This is a genomic window from Agaribacillus sp. DX54, assembly GCF_056858335.1.
Genome location: NZ_JBXEQE010000007.1, coordinates 74,225 through 96,044, shown reverse-complemented (window position 1 = coordinate 96,044; position 21,820 = coordinate 74,225). Strand labels below are relative to the sequence as shown.

Genomic DNA, 21,820 nt, shown 5'->3' with positions numbered 1-21,820 from the left:
AAGTATCAGATGTCCATGGCAATCACCAGGTCATCCTGCTCCACCATTTCACCTGCTTCAATTAAGACTGATTTCACACTCCCCGGAAACGGTGCCGCGACTGTTGTTTCCATTTTCATGGCCTCAATCACAAACAACGGGGTGTTTTCTTTCACCCGATCACCTTTATTAACCAACACTTTAGCTATCCTTCCCTGTAACGGAGCACCGATCTCATGTTCACTTTCGGCCTTTCTGTGTGTAGGTTTGGTAGCTTTAAAGCCGGCGTCTTTTACATCTATTCTTCGGGTTTGCCCATTCAATTCAAACGATACTGTGCGGATCCCCTTATCATTGGGATCGGAAACGTAGAGCATTTTGATAATGATGGACTTTCCTTTGGCAATCTGCACCAGTATCTCTTCATTATTTTGTAATCCATAAAAAAATGCCGGTGTAGGGATGTTCATCACCTCTCCGTAAATCTGTTTCCGGTGGTAATAATCTTCAAAGACTTTAGGATACAAAGAGTAGGAAAGGAAGTCGAGGATGGTTAATGAAGCATCAAATTTCTCCTGAAATGCCTCAAATTCCAGGTGAAAGTTAACCGGCTCCAGGTGGGCATTGGGCCTGTCTGTGTATGGCTTTTCTTCCTTTAGTATTATTTTTTGTATTTCCTTCGGAAAACCACCGTGTGGTTGTCCCAGGTCGCCCTTGAAAAAATTAACGACAGACTCAGGAAAGGCGAGGGAATTATCGCCCTTCATCACATCGTTGGCAGTCAGGTCATTGGAAGTCATAAAAAGTGCCATATCACCGACAACTTTAGAAGATGGGGTCACTTTTACGATATCACCAAACAACTGATTAACTACTGCGTAATTTTTCTTGATCTCTTCAAATTTATGTTCCAGTCCCAGGGCAATGGCCTGGGGTTTTAAGTTCGAATATTGTCCTCCGGGGATTTCGTGTTCATAAACCTCTGCAGTTCCTGCTTTTAAACCTGACTCAAAAGGATAGTAATATTCCCTTACCACCTCCCAATAGTTTGAAAACTCATTCAGCGATTTGATATCATTAGGCTGGTCCCTTTCGTGGTTTTGCATGTAAGAAACGATGGCGTTGAAATTAGGCTGGGAAGTAAGGCCTGAAACTGCGCTTAATGCAACGTCAACAATATCCACACCGGCCTCAATGGCCTTGATATAGGTGGCGGACTGTATTGACGAAGTGTCATGCGTATGCAGGTGAATGGGCAGATCAACCACCTTTTTTAACTCATTTATCAGCAATTCTGCCGCGTAGGGTTTCAGCAGGCCCGCCATATCCTTGATCGCGATCATATGCGCCCCCATATCCTCCAACTGACGGGCCATATCCAGGTAATAATCCAGGGTGTATTTCTTGTTGTCAGGTGAAAGCAAATCGCCTGTATAGCAGATGGCCGCTTCTGCTATGGCTTCAGTCCTTTCCCTGATAGTTTTAATACTCACTTTCATGGCTTCCAGCCAGTTGAGCGAATCAAATACCCGGAAAATATCAATGCCTGCTTCCCAGGATTTTTCGATGAACTGCTCAATCAGGTTATCGGGATAGGCTTTATAGCCCACTGCGTTGGAGCCCCTCAGCAACATTTGCAACAGAATATTGGGAATGGCTTCGCGAATAAGCTGCAGGCGTTGCCATGGATCTTCACTGAGAAACCTCATGGCTACATCAAAAGTAGCCCCACCCCATACCTCCATTGAAAAAGTCTGCGGGTGATTTTTAGCAAACCCCTCTGCCACATGTAACATGTCCAGGGTTCTTACCCTGGTAGCCAGCAGCGACTGGTGGCCATCCCTGAACGTCGTATCCGTATAAAATATATTTTTACTGGCTTTGACCCAGTCGAGAAATTTATCCCTTCCCAGCGCCGTCAGCTTATCTTTCGAGCCTTTTGGGTAGGGTTCATATTTATTGAAATGAGGTATTACCGGGACAATAAATTTTCTGTTATGCTCTATGTTTTTAACATCGTTATTCCCGTTTACAATTACATTGGCCAGGTATCGCAGGGTTTTGGTACCTCTGTCCATTTTCTTAGGGATTTCGAACAGTTCGGGATGGTCATCAATAAACCTGACCGTGGCTTCACCCCTGTAAAAAGTAGGGTTGGTCAATACATTTTCAAGAAATCCGATATTGGTTTTCACTCCCCTGATCCTGAATTCGGTCAAGGTTCTGTGCAATCTTTGTGCGGCCCCTTTTAAAGTGCGTCCCGACGAAGATATTTTTACGAGCATAGAGTCAAAAAACGGTGAAATCCGGACTCCCGGATAGGAGCTTCCTTCATCCAGCCTGATACCGAACCCGCCTGCATTCCTGTAGGCAATAATCGTTCCGTAATCCGGTTTAAAATTATTTTCCGGATCTTCTGTGGTGACCCGGCATTGAATGGCAAAACCAATGCATTTTACATCGTCCTGACCGTTGATAAATATTCTGGGATCCTCCAGTCGCCGCCCCTGGGCAATCAATATTTGAGATCTTACTATGTCGATACCTGTGACTTCTTCGGTGATGGTATGTTCTACCTGTATTCTGGGGTTGACCTCGATAAAAAAAATATTTTCCTCCCGGTCTACCAGAAACTCGACGGTGCCTACGTTGTTGTAATTCACATACCGGCAAATACTCAGCGCATAATCATAAATTTTTTGTTTGGTTTCGTCCTTCAGCGCCAGGCAGGGTGCTACCTCTACCACTTTTTGAAACCTCCGTTGCACTGAACAGTCGCGTTCGTAAAGATGAACGATATTGCCATAGTTATCGCCCATGATTTGCACTTCAATGTGTTTGGGGTTGTCGATATATTTTTCGAGGAAGACGGTATCGTCACCGAAAGCATTTAAAGCCTCGTTTTTTGCTTCGGAAAAACTCTTCTGTAATTCTTCATCGTTCCGCACCACACGCATACCCCGGCCTCCCCCGCCAGCAGCCGCCTTGATCATTACCGGATAACCTATCCGCTGTGCCTCTTTTCCGGCAATATCGAAATTGATCAAATCCTCCTCACTATCCCGGATGATGGGCACATTTGCCTGTTGTGCAATTTCCTTGGCGGCTACTTTATCTCCCAACTTTTCCATCACCTCCGGCTCAGGGCCAACAAAGATTATTCCCTCCTCCTTGCACCTGCGGACAAAATGTACATTTTCAGATAAAAAACCATAGCCCGGGTGAATGGCATCTATCTTATGTAGCCTGGCCAATCCAATGATCTCCTCAATGTCCAGATAAGGTTTCAGCGGATCGGTATCCTTTCCAATTTGATAGGCCTCATCTGCTTTATAACGATGCAAGGAATACCTGTCTTCAAAAGTATACATCGCCACGGTCCTTATTCTCAATTCAGATGCCGCCCTCAACACCCTTATGGCAATCTCACCTCTGTTGGCCACTAATATTTTATCAATTTTTTTTAATTGATCCTGCATGCTTTTACCTGTTTGTAGGGTTTAATAATCAAATGTTATTCTAGTACAGGCAACGAATTTAATTTAATTTTTTCTTATATACACGCCAAAGGTGAAAACTTGAATATTTTTTGAGTTTGTATAAAAAATTGTTTTGACCACCCTTTGGTTTTCTCCTGAAATCTGTTCGGTTTCGATACATTTTTTTGTTCGTTTATGAACATATTTCAAAAGAATTTGTATATTTTTGCATGTTAAACAGGCAAAATCACACCTTTTGCCCTTTGGCATTATTTAGGTAGCCAATGAAAATTGATGGCTAAACAAAATATAACGATGGTGGACAAAGAACTAGGTAAAATTCTAATTATCGATGACAATGAAGATGTATTACTGGCAGCCAAACTTTTACTTAAAAAGCATGCCCATGATGTAATCATCGAAAAAAACCCCAAAAAAATTCCGTTTCTGATGAATAATGACACCTATGATGTCATATTACTGGACATGAACTACAGCCAGGATATCACCAGTGGCAAAGAGGGTTTTTTTTGGTTGGAAAAAATATTAGAAATCGACCCGTCCGCAGTAGTTATTTTGATAACGGCGTTTGGTGATGTCGAAATGGCTGTAAAAGCCCTGAAAGTCGGGGCTACGGATTTTGTACTTAAACCCTGGCAAAACGAAAAATTACTGGCCACCATTTCCTCAGCGATAAAACTGAAAAAATCCTACAAAGAGGTCGACAAGCTTAAGCAGGCCAAAAAACTGCTGGAAAATGATATGAATCAACCATTCAAAGATATCATTGGTGTAAGTGATGCCATGAAAAATGTATTTTCAGTCATTGACAAAGTAGCCAAAACCGATGCCAATGTGCTGATATTGGGCGAAAACGGCACAGGCAAAGAATTGATCGCCAGAGCTTTGCATCAGCGGTCCATACGCAAAGACAATGTTTTTGTAGGTGTCGACATGGGAGCCATCACTGAAACTTTGTTTGAAAGCGAGTTGTTTGGCCATAAAAAAGGATCATTTACCGACGCCAAAGAAGACAGGGCGGGCAGGTTTGAGGTAGCCAACCGGGGCACCTTGTTTTTGGATGAAATAGGTAACCTCAGCATGCCGCTGCAATCCAAGTTACTGACTGTGCTGCAAAACCGTGAGGTAACAAGGATCGGTTCCAACAAAAGTATTCCTGTCGACATACGTTTGATCTGTGCCACTAACATGCCTTTGCATGACATGGTTCAGGACAATACCTTCAGGCAGGATCTTCTGTACAGGATGAATACCGTCGAAATAAAGCTGCCCCCATTGCGGGAAAGGATGGAGGACATTCCGCTGCTGGCTGATCACTTTATGAAAACCTATTGCAACAAATACCGCAAGCAAATCAAAAAAATTGCCGCAGCCACGCTGAAAAAACTTCAAAAGTATTCATGGCCCGGCAATATCAGGGAACTGCAGCATGCTATTGAACGGGCAGTAATTATGAGCGAAGGCAGTGTTTTGAATCCGGATGATTTCTTCTTTTTGTCCGAAAAAGCGGATGCCAAAAAAGATATGTCGGATAATTATAACCTGGATGAAGTAGAGAAGGTAGTGATTCAAAGAGCGATTAATAAACACTCCGGAAATATTTCCAAGGCAGCCAAGGAACTTGGGCTCACCAGGGCATCTCTTTACCGTAGGCTGGAAAAACATGGACTTTAAGAATTTTCGATTCAATATCGTTGCCAGGGTGCTGGTAATCACACTGACCCTATTTATATTCATAAATCTTTTGGATAATGGAGACATTATTGTCCCCTCACTGATTGTTTTACTGCTGATATTTCAAATCATTTCCCTGATCAAATATCTCGAGAAAACCAACCGCGAGCTAGCCGGCTTCCTGAATTCTATTAAATACGACGACTTTTCCCACACCTACCCCACCCGGGGCAACGGCACTTCTATGGACATGCTCTACAAGGAGTTCAACAAGGTGATGAACAAATTTCGTGAAATCAGGGCCGAAAAGGAGGCCCATTACCAATACCTGAAAACCATCGTTCAACACGTTGGGATAGGCCTGGTTACTTTCAATAAAGAAGGTGAAATACAAATTATCAACACCGCAGCCAAAAGACTGTTTCGTATCAACCAGATTAAAAATATCAAAAGCCTCCGATTGATAAGCGAGCCGTTGGTAGAGAGTTTTTTCAGATTGAAAACAGGCGGCAGGGATCTGATCAAAATAGAACATCATGGGGATAATGTGCAACTTGCGATTTACGCCATTGAATTAACCCTGAGAGGAGAAGAGTTTAAATTGATTAGTGTGCAGAATATTCAAAGCGAACTTGAAGAAAAGGAAATGGAGGCCTGGCACAAATTAATCAGGGTGCTTACGCATGAGATCATGAATTCTGTGACACCTATTGCTTCCCTGGCTGCAACCGTTGAAGGGGAGTTGGAAATCCAACTTTCCAATGATATGGATGTTAATCCGATACATAACGATGACATCCAGGATTTACACCTTGCCGTAAGCACGATACATAAACGTAGTGAGGGGCTGATTCGCTTTGTAAACGATTTCAGGAACCTGACCCAGATTCCAACGCCAAAACTGGATTATGTGAATGTAAAGGAATTGATTGAAAGAATTCTGACCTTACTGAAACATGAATTTGAAGAACATGATATTAACATCAGTTTTGAGGTAACACCTGAAGATTTGATTCTTAATCTGGATCAGGAATTAATTGAACAGGTACTTATCAACCTGATCAAAAATGCCAATCAGGCAATGATCAGGGACGATGAGGAGGAAGATCACCACTATGAACCCGACAACGGGGAAAAACTGCTCAGCGTTCATGCTTTTCAGGACGAGAAAAACACCTACATCAAAGTTGCCGACACCGGTCAGGGAATAGAAGAAGAGGCCCTTACCAAGATTTTTATTCCGTTTTACACGACCAAAAAAAATGGTTCCGGCATCGGGCTGGCACTGAGCCGGCAAATTATGCGGCAGCATGGGGGCAATATCACGGTCAAGTCCGAATTAAAAAAAGGTACGGAGTTTCTGCTTAAGTTTTGAAAATCTGATATGACCGACTGATTTTTCACCATCTCTGGCATGATCGTGACAGACTTCAAATAATCATTACATAATGTACTTTTATTAAAAATCTTTTTTTAAATTCGGGCCAATTCTGGAACTAACCTCATTCATACGCATTTACTATGGATCAAATTTATGAAGGTGTAAAGAAAATATTGATTGATAAGATAGGTTTGGCACCCACTGAAATTACACCTGACGCGAATTTTGTTAAGGATCTGGGGATTGATTCCCTGGATTATGCTGAGCTGGTCATGGAATTTGAACAAAACTTTAACATAAGAATCCCCGATACTGACGCTGAGGAATTGAAAACGATCAACCAGGCTGTTAATTATATTAACTCAAAAATAGGTGAAAAATAATCGGATCAGCCGCGAACCTACTTACTTTTCCTAACCAAACTACCCTCTGATCTATTTATCAGCCGCTGTTCACAAAGCTGGCAAGACCAGCAACAACGGTACTATTCCCGCGTTGAACGAGGCAGCCGGATGATTCTTTTTTTGCCCGATTTTGATATTATCCGGAAGCAGATAGAAACCTTTTCATTGGGCGATTGTCTATACCTGCGAAAGTTCAAATGGAATAAACTACATGAAGTAGCAATAAAACAATATGAGGTATATATACGCTCTGGCCATATGCCTTTCGATAAGTTCAGAAGGTATTGCCCAAAGTCAGCACACTATTAGCGGTTACATCAGGGACAGCAATACGGGAGAAGAAATGATAGGAGCCACTGTGGTGGTTGTCGAAATGCCCGGTACAGGGACTGTTTCCAATGTTTACGGCTATTATTCGCTTACCCTTCCCGAAGGAAGCTACACACTTAAATTCAATTTCATCGGTTATGAGCCGATAGTAAGGCAAATTGATTTAACCCGTAAAATCAAATTAGATATTAATCTTGCCGAGGAAAACCTGCGACTGGATGAAATTGTGATACAATCGGAAAAGCCGGAGGACAACATCACCGATGTAAAAATGAGCCGGGAAAAACTTCAGGTCGAAAAAATCAAGACTTTACCTGCGCTTTTCGGAGAGGTCGATTTGGTAAAAACCCTGCAACTGCTGCCAGGCATTCAATCTGCCGGGGAAGGTACTACCGGGTTATTTGTACGTGGAGGGTCGGCAGATCAGAATTTAATTCTGCTTGATGAAGCGACCGTCTACAACGCAGCCCACTTTTTGGGTTTTTTTTCAGTATTCAATGCCGACGCTATCAAAAATGTAGAAATCTACAAAGGGGGTATTCCAGCAAGATTTGGCGGGCGGCTTTCTTCCATTCTGGATATTCAGATGAAAGAGGGTAACAATAAAAAATTTGCCATGTCTGGCGGATTAGGTACCATTTCAAGCCGTTTAACGCTGGAGGGCCCAATTGTCAAGGACAAATCCTCCTTTATTATTTCCGGCAGGAGAACCTATGCAGACATGTTTTTAAGATTGTCACCCAACGAAGATGTTAACAGTAACCTGTTGTATTTTTACGACCTTAATGCCAAAGCCAACTATCGTATCGATGAAAAAAACAGGATTTTTGTCTCCGGCTATTTTGGCAGGGACGTATTTGATTTTGATGATACTTTCGGGCTGGACTGGGGAAATGCCACTGTGACCACACGCTGGAATCATCTTTTTAATGACCGGCTGTTTTTGAATACTACTGTGTTATTCAGCAATTTCGGATATGGATTCGATATTGATGACGGGGCACAAAATTTTGAATGGAAATCAAACCTCCGGGAATGGAGCGCCAAGGTGGATTTCACTTACTTTATCAACCCCGGCAATACCCTGACCTTTGGTGCCAACGCTATTTTACACCGTTTTGCACCGGCGACGACCACTCCCGGGGATAATTCGATATTTACTGATTTCTCACTGGATAACCGGTATGCCCTGGAGCATGCCCTATATGTTGGCAATGACCACAAGATCAATGAAAAACTGTTTATACAGTACGGACTGAGATATTCAATTTTTGAAAACATCGGTCCGGGCAAAGTATTTCTTTATGAAGAAGGGGTACCGGGGAGCGATGAAACACTTATTGACTCCGTGCGATATGACCGGCTGGAAAGGATCAATTTGTATCATGGGCTCGAGCCCAGATTTTCCGCCCGTTATATGCTCAATCAGCAAAGTTCAGTCAAAGCTTCCTATAACAGAATGCGTCAATATATTCAAATTGCCAGTAACTCCACAGCCGGTCTGCCTATAGACCGTTGGATCCCGGCCGACACCTACATTGAACCTTTGATCGGCGACCAGATTGCCCTGGGATACTTTCGAAATTTCAAAGAAAATACCTTTGAGGCTTCGGTAGAGGTATATTATAAGTGGATGGACAACCTCATTGACTTTAAACCGGCAGCCGAGATACTTTTGAATAATAATATCGAAACCGAGATACTGAGTGGCAAAGGATGGGCCTACGGTGCTGAATTTTTGGTAAAGAAAAATGTGGGAAAAACTACTGGTTGGCTCGGTTACACCATTTCAAAAACCGAACGACAAATCGATGGCATCAATGGTGGTAGAAGATACAACGCCAAATACGACCGGACCCACGATATTTCACTAGTGGTCTCCCAAGAGGTGAGTCCAAGGCTTACGCTTTCGGCTAACTGGGTGTATGCTACCGGCCAGGCTGTATCATTCCCGGTAGGGCGGTACAATGTGGATGGTCGTTCCATTCCATATTATGATGACCTGAGAAGAAATGCTGATCGTATGCCATCATATCACCGGCTGGACTTATCAGCCAACCTGGAGACAAAAAACAGAAAAAACAGACGCTGGCAAAGCAGTTGGAGTTTTTCCATTTACAATGCTTATGCCCGGCAAAATGCTTTTAGTATCAAGTTTGAGGACATTGTCAATGAAGACATCAACTATGATCCTGACAAAGATGGCTCCGAAACCAGTCGAAGGCCCGGTTCCATTAAGTTGTATTTGTTTAGTTTAATTCCTTCTGTTACTTACAATTTTGAGTTTTAAGATGAAAAGATTTATGCAAGTTATCGTCGTGCTGCTATTATTTGTCCGATGCGAAAAAGAAGTGGATCTGCGATTGAAAAACGCCGATCCCCAGGTTGTGATCGAGGGGATAATCACAGATGCCGAAGGGCCCTATACTGTGCTGGTATCAAAAACCTTTAATTATTACGATGAGTCACCCGAAAGTGGTGCTTCAGGTGCAGAGGTGGTCATTTCCGACAATGAAGGTTTTAGCGAGGTGCTGGAAGAAACCGAAAAGGGTATTTACCAAACCACAGATATGCAAGGCAAAGCAGGCAATACCTATACACTGCAGGTCCGTTACGAAGGAACCGATTATGAGGCCACGGGTACAATTTTAGAACCACCTGTTTTTGACTCTCTGACCTACCGGTTTGTAGAAGAAACAGCCCTGAAGGACGAAGGTTATTACCTGTACTTTTTCGGTAAAACCCCCAAACCAGGCATTAGTTACTACAGGTGGTTGGTTTATAAAAACGGTGAATTATTCAACACTGAACCAGAGGATTTTTTATTGGCGTCGGATGAGTTTGTGAATGAAGAGTTAAATGATCTGGAATTTCCGTTTGCCTTTCAGTTACAGGATACGTTGAGGTTGGAAATGTACAGCCTTGAACTGTCAATGTTTAATTATTATAATGAGCTGTTGACAATTCTGTTCAATGATGGGGGCCTTTTCAGTCCACCACCGGTCAATCCCGTCTCTAACATTAAAAACCTCACCGATCCCCGGAAACCTCCTTTGGGCTATTTCCAGGCATCTCCCGTGGTGGCTGAGGAGGTTGTTATTCAGGATGATCTGTAAATTCATACGGATCTTCATCCCTTAATTCCGGATGCCGGTTACCAGATCCCGGATCAGTTACCTAATGGTATCCATTGCGGAATAGGCAAATATCTGCCGTCGACATGGGTAATGGTTGGATATCTTGTACTTTCACCACATCCACATCCGGCTTTGTCAGACCCCGGTCGATACAAACCACGGCAAAACCATCCTGAACCAGTTCTTCGACGTATGCTTCCATGCCATAAAAAGGTGCAACGATAAAGCCATCTACCCACTCAGGTCGGAGTATGGCCATGTAAAGTTTTTCCCTTTCTTCATTTTGGGAAAAGTTTCTAATCACCACCGCATAATCATTAGCATGCTGCTCAATCTCCCGAATGACATCCACATAAAATGAATTTTGAATGTCGGGTATCGACAAATCTTCCTAATTATCTCATTTACAATTTCTTTCTAAATTGTATAGCATATTAAAATATTTTCCTTATATTTAATCTACAATTTAGTAACATAAACAAATATCGTTTAAATGAAAGAGACACGTTTAGGAGAATTTGAGGAAGTAATTCTCTTACTGGTAGGTATACTGGGTGAAGAAGCCTACGCCTTCAAAATAGCCGAAGAATTTGAATCCCAGACAAAACGGTCCGTATCCATCGGCGCTACGCACTCCACGCTCAGCCGCCTCGAGGACAAAGGTTTTTTAACCTCTGAAATGGGTAAATCTACGCCGGAGAGGGGTGGAAGAAGAAAACGTATCTATACGATTACTGCCAGTGGTCAAAGGGCGCTCGAAGTCTCCAGGGAATTTAAATTATCTCTTTGGAATCAATATCCGGCCTTTTCTTCCGGTAAGTTAAGCTTTGGCTTTTAAAACCAAAACACAACTACAAATTGAAGCAAAACCAACCCATCCCTCCCAAGCTGGCAAAAAAACTTCTGGTCAGGTTTCTCAGAATCGACCTTCAGGAAGAGGTAATGGGCGACCTGGATGAACAGTTTTATGTTAACCTGAAAAAAAAGCCCCTGTTCAGGGCCCGGTTGAATTATTGGTACCAGGTAATTAATTACATGCGTCCTTTTGCCATCGACCAATCAAAGTCAATAAACTCAAATCATCATGCTATGTATCAAAATTATTTAAAAATAGGTTATCGAAACCTGTTCAAGAACAAAGGTTATGCCTTTATCAATGTTGGGGGCCTTGCCATTGGGATGGTAGTAGCCATACTCATCGGCCTGTGGGTTTTCGACGAATTGTCTTACAATAAATATCACAAAAACTATGACAGCATCGTCAGGGTACTGCGATCTGATACCTACAAGGGTCAACACTATGTAAGTGCATCGCATGTGCGTGGCCTGGGTCCTCTGCTTCGATCAGAATACGGTAGTCATTTTAAAGATGTGGTAATGGTTAGAGCGCGAATTGAAAAACGCGTGGTTGCCAGCGGGCATCGTAGATTTACGCAGGGAGGTTACTTTATAGAGCCTGCAGGACCTGAAATGTTCAGTCTCAATATGACCCACGGCACATGGGATGGTTTGAATGACATGAATTCCATTTTGCTGTCCCGGTCCCTTGCAAAGAAATTGTTTGGCGAGATCAACCCTTTAAACCAGGTGGTAAAAATGGATGCCTCGTGGGATCTTAAAGTCACCGGTGTCTATGAAGATCTACCTCTGAATTCGGAGTTTAACGCTGCTACCTATTTTGCCCCGCTGAAAAGATACATTGATGGCAGATATAAAGACGACATATGGACCAACCAGTTTTTACACATTTACGCTCAACTTAATCCCGGTATCAACGCAGAAGAAGTATCTGCTCTAATAAAAAACACATTGAGAGCTCATATGCCTGAGGGAACATCCACCCCTACACTTTCCTTGCATCCTATGTGTCGATGGCATCTTTATTCGGAATTTGAAGATGGTGTGCAGGTTACGAGTGAAAGGCTGAAGTTCATCTGGTTTTATGGCATCATCGGGCTCTTTGTGCTACTACTGGCATGTATCAATTTTATGAATCTGAACACAGCGCGGTCTGAAAAAAGATCCCGGGAAGTAGGCATTCGAAAAAGTATCGGTTCGGCCAGAGGGCAACTCATTACGCAGTTTCTCAGTGAATCTTTCATGGTGGCTACTTTGGCATATGTATTTGCTTTGCTTTTGGTAAACATCACTTTGCCCTGGTTCAACGATGTGGCCGGAAAAGCACTGACAATACCCTGGGCCAACAAATGGTTTTGGTTTTGCGGACTTGGGTTTATAATTATCACCGCTTTATTAGCCGGTAGCTATCCTGCGTTTTATCTGTCTTCATTCAGACCCGTCAAAGTACTCAAAGGCACCGTGGCTACCGGAAAGGCAGCCGCTAAACCACGAAAGGTACTGGTGGTTTTTCAATTTATAATTTCCATTACATTGATCATGGGCACTATTATTATCAACAAGCAAATTCAACATGCAAAAAATCGCCCGGTAGGTTATTCCAAAGAGGGGTTGCTGATGTTTAAACCCGGATCGCCCGAATATTGGGGGAAGTATCAGACATTGAGAAATGAGTTTAAGAAGACAGGAGTCGTACATGAAATGGCAGAAGCCAACTATCCGATAACCAATATCCGGGGAAACAATAGCGGTTTTATGTGGCGGGACAAAGATCCGTCCTTTGATCCGTCTTTCAACACGATAATGGTGACGCACGAATACGGGAAAACAGTAGGTTGGGAATTTATTCACGGCAGGGATTTCTCCAGGAATTTTCAAAGCGACTTGTCAGGCATTGTGATCACAGAGTCGGCTTTGAAATTGATGGAAATGGAAAACCCGGTTGGCGAGGTGGTCAGTTGGGAGCCGGGTTGGCGTGAGGCAGCGAATTTTACCATTTTGGGCGTGGTGAAAGATATGGTCAAAGGCTCACCTTTCGATGAAGTGCGTCCATCCATTATTTTCCTATCACAGACTGACCTGAGCTGGTTATTCATCAGAATCAATCCAAAAGTCAGCGCCGGTGAGGCCCTGCCGAAAATTGAGGCAGCATTTAATAAAGTGATACCTTCCGCCCCATTTGACTATCAGTTTGTGGATGAATTATACGACGCCAAATTCCGCTCAGAGAAACGCGTCAGCAAGGTGGCCGGCTTTATGGCAGTTATCGCAATTTTTATAAGCTGTCTGGGACTATTGGGGCTGGCCTCTTATGTAGCCGAAAAGCGAACAAAGGAAATTGGTATCCGAAAAATTCTCGGAGCATCCGTCGCAAGCATATGGCGTTCGTTGACAGGTGAATACGTCGTGTTAGTATTGCTGTCATGCTTAATTGCCATTCCAATTGCCTATTATGTATTGCAAAACTGGTTGCAGAAATTTGATTACCGTATGGAAATCTCCTGGTGGATTTTTGTTATGGCAGGAAGTGGGGCGCTCCTGATAACTTTAATAACCGTAAGTTTCCAAGCCATTAAATCAGCTACAGCCAATCCTGTTGATTCGCTGAAATCAGAATAGCCTCCTCTATTTAAAATTTAAAGCTTTTTTACAATTGACAAATCGCAAGCCCACACCGCCAAAACTCGCAGAAAAATTTCTGTTGTTTTTTCTGCGCCACGAACTTACCGAGGAAGTGCAGGGTGACCCGGAAGAACAGTTTTACCTTAATCTTATATGAAAGTTTGATCTTTAACGTTTTTTACGAGCTTATCCAATATTTTTTCTAATCCAGGGAATAGGTTTGGGTTTTAAATAACTTTTCCTTTTTTCAGGTAGCCGGGGTCGTATTCAATGCCGAAACCGGGACCATCGGGTACGGTGACTTTTCCGTTTTGCACGCTTAAGTGAGGAGCGTAGTAGCTCTGATCTCCGGGAGGTTTTGCCCTGAACTCCTGGTATTCACCCAGGTTTTCTGTGATAGATGCAAAGTGCAGCATGTAACTCGCCAAGGGGTCGTTTTTAGGTGAGTGCAAGGTAGCCTTTATCCCTGCATTTGCGGCTAATTGAGCGACCTTCATGGTTCTTAACATACCACCATTGTACATAATGTCGGGCTGTACCAGGTCTAAAGCCCGGTTATTGATCATCCATTCCCATTTAGGCATACTATGGTCCTGCTCCCCCCTGCCACTGTCACGTCAAGTGCATCGTTGACCTGCTTGGTGCCAAAGAAATCTTCCCAGGGTACCGGTTCCTCGTAAAATGCCACACCATAGTCCTGCAAAAGCCTTCCCATTTCAATCGCTTTCGGAACATCATAGGAACCATTCGAGTCAAAATAAAGCACAAAATCATCCCCCAGGTCTTGCGAGCCAGTTTAATCAGGTCCTCCGATCTGCCTGGATAGGCGTCCTTGTTTTTACGCATACGCCCACCTATTTTCAGTTTAGCTGCCTTGGCGTTTGTTTCCTGAATAACCTCCCCTACCCACGCTAACTCCTCCCCGGCTGTCGTGCCACGCTCGGCGCTCGACATGTAAACGGGAATCTCTTTCCTGATAACCTTTCCGATCAACTTATTTACCGGAAGCCCGGCAACTCTTCCCAGCAGATCCAGGATGCTCATTTCCACATGGGCTACGCTATTCCACAGTGACATTCCGGCGTATTTGTAATTTCTGCGGAAAGTGTATACCTCTTCAACAAGGTTTTCAATATCCCGGACATCTTTACCTACAAAAAACGGAGCAATCTGGTTTTTAAACATGGTTATCATGTTTTGCAGGCGGCTGTTGACTTTGCTGATACCTGTAACCCCAGCAGTGGATTTCGTGACAATGAAATAGTTTTTTTCAACCTTTAAAAGCGCAACTGATTGTATGATCACGGGGGATGTGATTTTCTTTTTCAGATCGGGGATGACCGGGTCGGGTGGCATGTCTAAAACAGAAGTGACGGAAAGTGAGGGTTGGAGGAGGCCGGTGGAGGCGACGCTTCCGATCAGGCTTTTTTGGATGAAATTTCTTCTGTTCACTGCATTAAAATCGATATATTCTGCCTGGTCATTAGCATGCACGGCGTAGGCAATGGGCACTTTTTTGACACCCTTATCCAGTACCTGCCCGGTTCGGTAAATCCGGATGTAGGGATCGTTTCCTGCCGTCAAAATATATTCCCCATCCGGCGTAAATGTGGGTGTTGCACAACGTTTTTTTCGAAAATAATGAAAGCTGGCGCCATTAGGTGTTTTTGATATTACAAGGTTATCTAAATTCGAGGGTCGATCACCCATACTTAATAACTTCTCCATAAAAACAAAGGTTTTTACCAATCTTATTGGAGAGGATAAAATCTAATGGTAACAGCTATCAAATAGACGTTCCCGGTCACTGCTTCCCCTACAAAAAAGGCATCATCATCTGTGAATATGCGCGTGTCGTGCCTGCTGTTGTACTTATGTTATTAATGTCACTAAGCGAACCCACCGGTGACCATAAGAGGCCTTGGGGATGAATTTAAATAAGCACTTCAATTGAAGTGGTCTTAAAAAATTGGTAACTTCATTGACTCATGTCAGGTATTAAAATATCATCCATGCTCTCTCGACCAGTTTCTATCCTGGAAACCCCCAGGGAAAAATGGGTCTTTATAATATTATCCGGCCTATTCAGCATCTTTTTTATCAACGTTTTTGTTCCTTTCAATATCAACCTGTGGTGGCCTGTCAGCCAACCCTGGCTACGTTTGCTGGTATTGTCGGGCTATGCGATCCTGGGGATTGGAGTATTACTCATTTCCCAGTTTTTCCTGCGGCCATGGTTCGGGCCCAGTCATTATCGATTATGGTCATTCCTGCTATGGGCACTTTTTGAATTGGTATTGATTTCGATCGTTATCAGTGTGGTTTATGAAGTGTTCATACGAAACAGGATTCAATATTTTTCGGATTTTATCCTGGATGTTTTGCTCACAATCAGGTATGTAGGACTGGTTATGTGCATGCTGTATTGCATTGTCATTCCCATTATGATAAGCCGCAGGCAAGTGGCCAGGGTAACAGCCTTACAAAAAAGTCTGTTTCAACATGAGCAGGATACCAGGTTGCTGACTATCCATGATGAAAATGGCAAGCCGGTACTTTCCGTACCAGGTAATAATCTGATTTATGTAAAATCAGAGGATAATTATATTTCAGTCATTTACAGGGCCGGAGATAAAATAAAGAAAGCACTGATACGGTCTACTTTGAAAAAACTGGAAAACTACCTTGCTTCCGACCAGATCATCAGAATACACAGATCATTTATGATCAACATGCAAAATATAGGGGAGGTAAAACGGATTTCAAGAGGTTTTATGATAAAAATGAAACATGTCGATGAGAATATTCCGGTATCCCCCAATTACAGAAAGTGTTTGGAAGAGAAAATTGTCTTCAAAGCAACGGTCTCCTAACCCGGATAAAGTCCGTTTGCTCCGTGGCCAGTTACATTCACCCCAAATAATGCCGATTTATCCCAAACCCGGTGGCTCGTACCCACGCAATTGTAAATGATCTGTAATATTGTAGGAAGATTGTCTTAATCTTTCCTGTGCCATTTAAGTTTCATACAAAAATCAACATATATTTCAATATTTAATACCATGATCAGATACCTATTCCATCGAGCCATTTTGATATGCCTGATTTTAATGACGGGGTGTACTACTTCTCAAAAACCTGAGGGCACTTTAGGGACCGTTCTTGTATTTTCACCCGGACAGGAAAATGACATCCGTGCGGCGCTAATTGATATCAAAGGGGATACAGAAATCGTTTTGAAAGAGGGTATTTACAGGTTTGACAAGATTTCTCTGCAGGGTCCCGTCAATAAAGTAATATTCAGGGGAGCGCACCCTGAAAAAACCATTATTGATTTTTCAGGTCAAACTTCAGGAGGTGAAGGAATGCGTGTTGACAACGTAACAGACTTTGAAATCCGCGATATACAATTGCGGGAATCCGTTGGTGATCTTTTGAAAGTAAAAGACGGAAAGGATGTCAGGTTTATCAATGTACATACCGTATGGTTGGGAGAACCTGATACAGATAATGGAGGGTATGGTATTTATCCGGTTTTATGCGAAAATGTCCTGATTGATGGCTGTTACGTGCGTGGGGCTTCTGACGCCGGTATTTATGTGGGACAATCCATTAATGCAGTGATTAAAAACAGTAAGGCAGAATTTTGTGTCGCAGGTATTGAGGTAGAAAATACCATGAATGCCGAAGTGTATGATAATGAAGCAAGCAATAATGCCGGCGGTATTTTGGTATTCGACCATCCCGGCCTGAAGCATGACGGAAGAAATGTCAGCGTATACCGCAACCACGTTCACGATAACAATTACAGGAATTTTGCACCGGCTGCCAATAGTGCCACGGGTGTTGGCAACCTGCCACCAGGAACCGGGGTAATGGTGTTGAGAACTTCCAACGTTCAGGTTTATGAAAATGAAATTCATTATAACAATACCATGTCAGTGGGGGTTTTGAGTTATTTGACAGTCGATCCGGATATTTTACAAAATAACCCTGAATTTGACCCCATTCCCCGTGACATCACCCTGAGAAACAATAAAATCACTAAGGCAAAGACTTTTCCACGTACAGTCGAGGGTCATACCCTTGCCCAAAACATCGTTAATATTCATCAAATGCTGACTGCCTCGGGTATTCTATCACCAGAGCAGGGCATGCCACATATACTATATGATGGAATTGCAACCAGTCCGGGGGTAAATCCAAACAGGCTTTGTATCGATGAGACTGATGAGATAACGTTCATCAATCTGGACTTTGCCAATGACCATACCAATATTCACTTTGATAAGTCTCTTTATACCTGCAAGTTACAGCCGTGAAAAAAGTAGAAAACATCGCCAATATAAACACCACCATCAATATAATGTATGTCCTTTGCCTGGTCATGGCCGCCTGGGGATGTACCGGAAATACAGACCGGGAGCATGTTTTTGTTTTCCACGACCGGCTCTCTCAATATGGTTTTTTTGAAGGCGAGCTATCCGAATTGAGACCGGCTGAAGGTGTGCTTCGCTATGAACTCAATACCCCGTTATTCACCGACTATGCCTACAAGGCCCGCTTTATCAAAGTTCCCAAAGGCCAATCCATAGAAGAAAAAAGTGGGGAATTGATTTTTCCCGATGGTACTGTGCTGATCAAAAATTTCTATTATCACCAGGATGAAAGGAGCCCTGAGATGGGCCGCCGGATTATTGAAACCCGCCTGATGGTAAAACAGGACAAGCGATGGAAGGTCGGCACCTATATCTGGGATGACAATCAAGCGGAAGCTTTCAAAGAAATACTGGGTGCAACCAAACCGGTAAAATGGACAGACCATCAGGGCATATCGCAGAAAATAGACTATGTGATACCGGATAATAATGATTGTAAATCCTGTCATAAAAAGGGCGGTGAGATAGTCCCCATCGGGCCTAAAATCGCCAATCTTAACAAAATGATTTACACCGGCAAAAAACCCCTCAATCAGTTGCAATATCTGTCTGTCAAAGGTATTATAAAAGGGCTCGAGCAGATCGATCAAATGCCCAGATTGCCCGTATGGGATGATAGCACCGGCTATACCCTCAACGAGCGGGCCAGGGCCTACCTGGACGTCAACTGCGGCCATTGCCATAATGCAGCGGGACCAGCCAATAATACAGCGCTTTTTCTGGAATTCGAACAACAAGACCGGTTTAAACTGGGTATTTGCAAAGGACCTGTCTCCGCTGCCCAAGGGTCAGGCAACCTGAAATACGATATTGTCCCCGGCGACCCCGAAGCCTCGATATTGTATTACAGAATGAATTCAACCGCACCTGGCGTGATCATGCCGGAATTGGGCAGGACAATGATTCACTCAGAAGGTGTGGAACTTATCAAAGCATGGATTGAAAACCTGGAAGGGGAAGGCTGTAGTTGATATCACGGCATCTGTAAGATGGGATATTCCAATTCCAATGATTCACAATAAAAATGTGCCACATTTACAGGTCATAGACTTGAAAACAATTCATGCGATATTTTTTATTTCTTTAACCCTGGTTTTCATTTCAGATTAATGTGCTATCCATATTAAAGGCAAACGTGAAGGCCGGTAAATTATTCAATTAACCATATCAATACCTCTTCCAGGCCGCTTTCTTGCAGACACTAACTGGTTGTACAACAGATATATATCTATTGAAAAAGTTTGCACAAAACTGCTCTTTTTTTTGCTTTTTGTCGCATGGATGTCAAACCTAGCAAATCAAAGAACTTATTGCCTGACGCCACGTGATAATAAAAAAATTTCCTGGCCCGGTAAGAAAAAGTTAACCGGGTGATTGGGGCAAATTATATGATCCTTGAACCAACAGATCTACATCATGAAAAATCAAAACAAAATTATCACACTGGCATTACTCTTAACCGTTCTTTTTACACAACAAACTATCGCTCAAGCTATAATTGATGGCTTCATAACGCCAAAAAACAAAGGCAGTGTAAGCCTGTCTTTTTCTCATGAAAATTATGATGAGTTTTTCTTAGCCGCTCAAAGAATGGATGCTCCTGGCCGCCTGGGCGGTCAAATAACCACTCAAAGTATCGGTTTATATGCAAATTATGGCATTACAGACCGGCTTAATGTGGTTTTAAATTTACCCTACATCATTGCGCAGGGTGACGGTAATGAAAATATACCACAAGATGACGGGTCATTCCAGGACCAGCAGATACAGGACTTCCAGGATATGGCTATTTACCTCAAATACCAGGCTTACGAACATTCCTTTGACGCGGGGCACCTTTCGCTCATTCCCGCACTGGGATTTGGCACTCCCCTCAGTGATTACGCGGCTGACGACCTCCTCTCTGTCGGCAATGGAGCCACGTTTTTTGATATGAGAGGAATTGTCCATTTCAAGGCGAACAATGGGCTTTTTATTGAAGGGCAAGCCGGCCACTCTTTCCGAAGTGACGAAGTCCCGGATGCCTGGGTCTTTGCCGGAAAGATGGGGTATGCCCATGAAAAATTTTATGTGGATTTCGGATTCCACACCCAAATTTCAGAAAGCGACGCCCCAGACATCGGCCAGGCCGTTTTCAGCGCCGCGAGGGTAAACTTCACACAACTTTCATTATCAGCCTACTACCCTGTCTTACCCTCTGTTGGCATTAGTGTCGGAGTCGGCCAATACATTGACGGCCGGAATGTAGGCTTGGCCACCAGGTTTTCCGGTGGGGTGGTTTATAGTTTTTAGATAAAAGGAAATAAAGTTAGCTATGCTATGCCGGGGGTGTATCCTGTAGGGTTAGGAGTGACTTTGGCATGTATCTTAATATGGTTTCATCATGTCCAATATTTAGTCATGCCAGGTTGTGATTAGCTTTCAATTTGTATCTTAGTACAGCAAAATCCTTCATCAGCCCACCTACCGTAGTGTTGTGATTAGCTTTCAATTTGTATCTTAGTACAGCGGCATGTGGTGATTTCCATTTTATGCCGGCGTTGTGATTAGCTTTCAATTTGTATCTTAGTACAGCATTTTAAGGGGCATGGACTCGAATAACTTTGTTGTGATTAGCTTTCAATTTGTATCTTAGTACAGCGTATTTCTATGGATTAATGATTAACAGGCCGTTGTGATTAGCTTTCAATTTGTATCTTAGTACAGCTATCGCCGATTTTTCTGGCAAAAATCTTATGGTTGTGATTAGCTTTCAATTTGTATCTTAGTACAGCAGACTTTTCAAAGGCCGCATCAATTTTTTGGTTGTGATTAGCTTTCAATTTGTATCTTAGTACAGCCTGATAAGGAAATTCCGAATCCGATGTATTGTTGTGATTAGCTTTCAATTTGTATCTTAGTACAGCATAAATATGGAAAACAGGGTTAAATATGGCGTTGTGATTAGCTTTCAATTTGTATCTTAGTACAGCGATTACCTCGGAATGCTTACCTAGCATTCCGTTGTGATTAGCTTTCAATTTGTATCTTAGTACAGCCAATCAAATGAAAAGGTATTAGGGGCTATTGTTGTGATTAGCTTTCAATTTGTATCTTAGTACAGCTATCTGGTTACGTGAACACTGCAATGAATGGTTGTGATTAGCTTTCAATTTGTATCTTAGTACAGCATTCGTACCCTTGTCTACCTTGTCAGATAGGTTGTGATTAGCTTTCAATTTGTATCTTAGTACAGCAGGTAAGAAAATGATGACATCCAAAATACAGTTGTGATTAGCTTTCAATTTGTATCTTAGTACAGCGTGCTTTTGTTGAGCCTAATGCGATTCATTGTTGTGATTAGCTTTCAATTTGTATCTTAGTACAGCATTACGGCTTAGATGCCACAAAGAAATCGCGTTGTGATTAGCTTTCAATTTGTATCTTAGTACAGCATACCAGGTCATAATCCCCTGGTATGCCAATACTTAAGATAAGATATCAAAAGCAAAAACTA

Annotated in this window: 15 protein-coding genes, 1 pseudogene and 1 CRISPR repeat array; of the genes and pseudogenes, 12 read left to right on the top strand and 4 right to left on the bottom strand. The window is 42.8% G+C overall.

All coding sequences use genetic code 11. The annotated features are described in order from the left end of the window. Window positions 1-5 precede the first annotated feature (5 nt). Window positions 6-3,458, bottom strand: a complete 3,453-nt coding sequence (locus tag AC04NP_RS10305; RefSeq protein WP_482859635.1) for a pyruvate carboxylase — start codon at window positions 3,456-3,458, stop codon at window positions 6-8. A 315-nt stretch (window positions 3,459-3,773) separates the two neighbouring features. Between AC04NP_RS10305 and AC04NP_RS10300 the strand changes: the two genes are divergently transcribed. The 5 genes from AC04NP_RS10300 (at window position 3,774) to AC04NP_RS10280 (ending at window position 10,384) form a co-directional block, all read left to right on the top strand. Further along, window positions 3,774-5,153: a sigma-54-dependent transcriptional regulator gene (locus tag AC04NP_RS10300; protein ID WP_482859766.1), complete on the top strand. Its 1,380-nt coding sequence runs from the start codon at window positions 3,774-3,776 to the stop codon at window positions 5,151-5,153. Next, window positions 5,143-6,528, top strand: coding sequence for a sensor histidine kinase (locus AC04NP_RS10295; protein WP_482859633.1), 1,386 nt, complete (start codon window positions 5,143-5,145; stop codon window positions 6,526-6,528). The genes AC04NP_RS10300 and AC04NP_RS10295 overlap by 11 nt, the downstream gene beginning before the upstream one ends. A 146-nt stretch (window positions 6,529-6,674) precedes the next feature. Then, window positions 6,675-6,917 carry an acyl carrier protein gene (locus AC04NP_RS10290; protein ID WP_482859631.1) on the top strand — a complete coding sequence of 81 codons (243 nt, stop codon included), beginning with the start codon at window positions 6,675-6,677 and terminating at the stop codon, window positions 6,915-6,917. Between the two features lie 253 nt (window positions 6,918-7,170). Then, window positions 7,171-9,558 (top strand): TonB-dependent receptor, encoded by a 2,388-nt coding sequence (locus AC04NP_RS10285; RefSeq protein ID WP_482859629.1) that lies wholly within the window; start codon window positions 7,171-7,173, stop codon window positions 9,556-9,558. A gap of 13 nt (window positions 9,559-9,571) precedes the next feature. Next, the gene (locus AC04NP_RS10280; RefSeq protein WP_482859627.1) at window positions 9,572-10,384 is read left to right on the top strand and encodes a DUF4249 domain-containing protein; all 813 of its coding nucleotides are present in this window, start codon (window positions 9,572-9,574) and stop codon (window positions 10,382-10,384) included. A gap of 61 nt (window positions 10,385-10,445) precedes the next feature. On the opposite strand, the gene AC04NP_RS10275 is transcribed toward AC04NP_RS10280, so the two are convergent. After that, window positions 10,446-10,790, bottom strand: a complete 345-nt coding sequence (locus tag AC04NP_RS10275; RefSeq protein WP_482859625.1) for a hypothetical protein — start codon at window positions 10,788-10,790, stop codon at window positions 10,446-10,448. 108 nt (window positions 10,791-10,898) lie between these two features. Here AC04NP_RS10275 and AC04NP_RS10270 point away from each other — a divergent pair, with 108 nt between their 5' ends. From AC04NP_RS10270 to AC04NP_RS10260, 3 genes are read left to right on the top strand one after another with little or no spacing between them, the layout of a single operon-like run. After that, window positions 10,899-11,243, top strand: a complete 345-nt coding sequence (locus AC04NP_RS10270) for a PadR family transcriptional regulator (RefSeq protein ID WP_482859624.1) — start codon at window positions 10,899-10,901, stop codon at window positions 11,241-11,243. A 20-nt stretch (window positions 11,244-11,263) separates the two neighbouring features. Further along, complete coding sequence (locus AC04NP_RS10265) at window positions 11,264-13,882, top strand: FtsX-like permease family protein (protein WP_482859622.1); 2,619 nt, start codon at window positions 11,264-11,266, stop codon at window positions 13,880-13,882. 34 nt (window positions 13,883-13,916) lie between these two features. Continuing rightward, on the top strand, window positions 13,917-14,042 hold the full coding sequence (locus AC04NP_RS10260; protein ID WP_482859620.1) for a hypothetical protein: 126 nt from the start codon (window positions 13,917-13,919) through the stop codon (window positions 14,040-14,042). 70 nt (window positions 14,043-14,112) lie between these two features. On the opposite strand, the pseudogene AC04NP_RS10255 reads toward AC04NP_RS10260, so the two are convergent. Both AC04NP_RS10255 and AC04NP_RS10250 read right to left on the bottom strand, forming a co-directional pair. After that, window positions 14,113-14,609, bottom strand: a pseudogene (locus AC04NP_RS10255) (enolase C-terminal domain-like protein); the annotation flags it as partial. Continuing rightward, window positions 14,498-15,241, bottom strand: a complete 744-nt coding sequence (locus AC04NP_RS10250; protein WP_482859765.1) for an enolase-like domain-containing protein — start codon at window positions 15,239-15,241, stop codon at window positions 14,498-14,500. The pseudogene AC04NP_RS10255 and the gene AC04NP_RS10250, both read right to left, overlap by 112 nt. Before the next feature lie 656 nt (window positions 15,242-15,897). Here AC04NP_RS10250 and AC04NP_RS10245 point away from each other — a divergent pair. From AC04NP_RS10245 to AC04NP_RS10230, 4 genes are all read left to right on the top strand, one after another. Beyond that, window positions 15,898-16,758, top strand: coding sequence for a LytR/AlgR family response regulator transcription factor (locus AC04NP_RS10245; RefSeq protein WP_482859618.1), 861 nt, complete (start codon window positions 15,898-15,900; stop codon window positions 16,756-16,758). A 189-nt stretch (window positions 16,759-16,947) separates the two neighbouring features. Continuing rightward, window positions 16,948-18,207 carry a parallel beta-helix domain-containing protein gene (locus AC04NP_RS10240; RefSeq protein ID WP_482859616.1) on the top strand — a complete coding sequence of 420 codons (1,260 nt, stop codon included), beginning with the start codon at window positions 16,948-16,950 and terminating at the stop codon, window positions 18,205-18,207. After that, window positions 18,204-19,295: an SO2930 family diheme c-type cytochrome gene (locus AC04NP_RS10235; protein ID WP_482859615.1), complete on the top strand. Its 1,092-nt coding sequence runs from the start codon at window positions 18,204-18,206 to the stop codon at window positions 19,293-19,295. The genes AC04NP_RS10240 and AC04NP_RS10235 overlap by 4 nt, the downstream gene beginning before the upstream one ends. Before the next feature lie 445 nt (window positions 19,296-19,740). After that, window positions 19,741-20,616, top strand: coding sequence for a hypothetical protein (locus tag AC04NP_RS10230; protein WP_482859613.1), 876 nt, complete (start codon window positions 19,741-19,743; stop codon window positions 20,614-20,616). A gap of 115 nt (window positions 20,617-20,731) precedes the next feature. Next, window positions 20,732-21,758: direct repeats of the CRISPR family, unit length 36 nt; unit sequence GTTGTGATTAGCTTTCAATTTGTATCTTAGTACAGC. Window positions 21,759-21,820 lie beyond the last annotated feature (62 nt).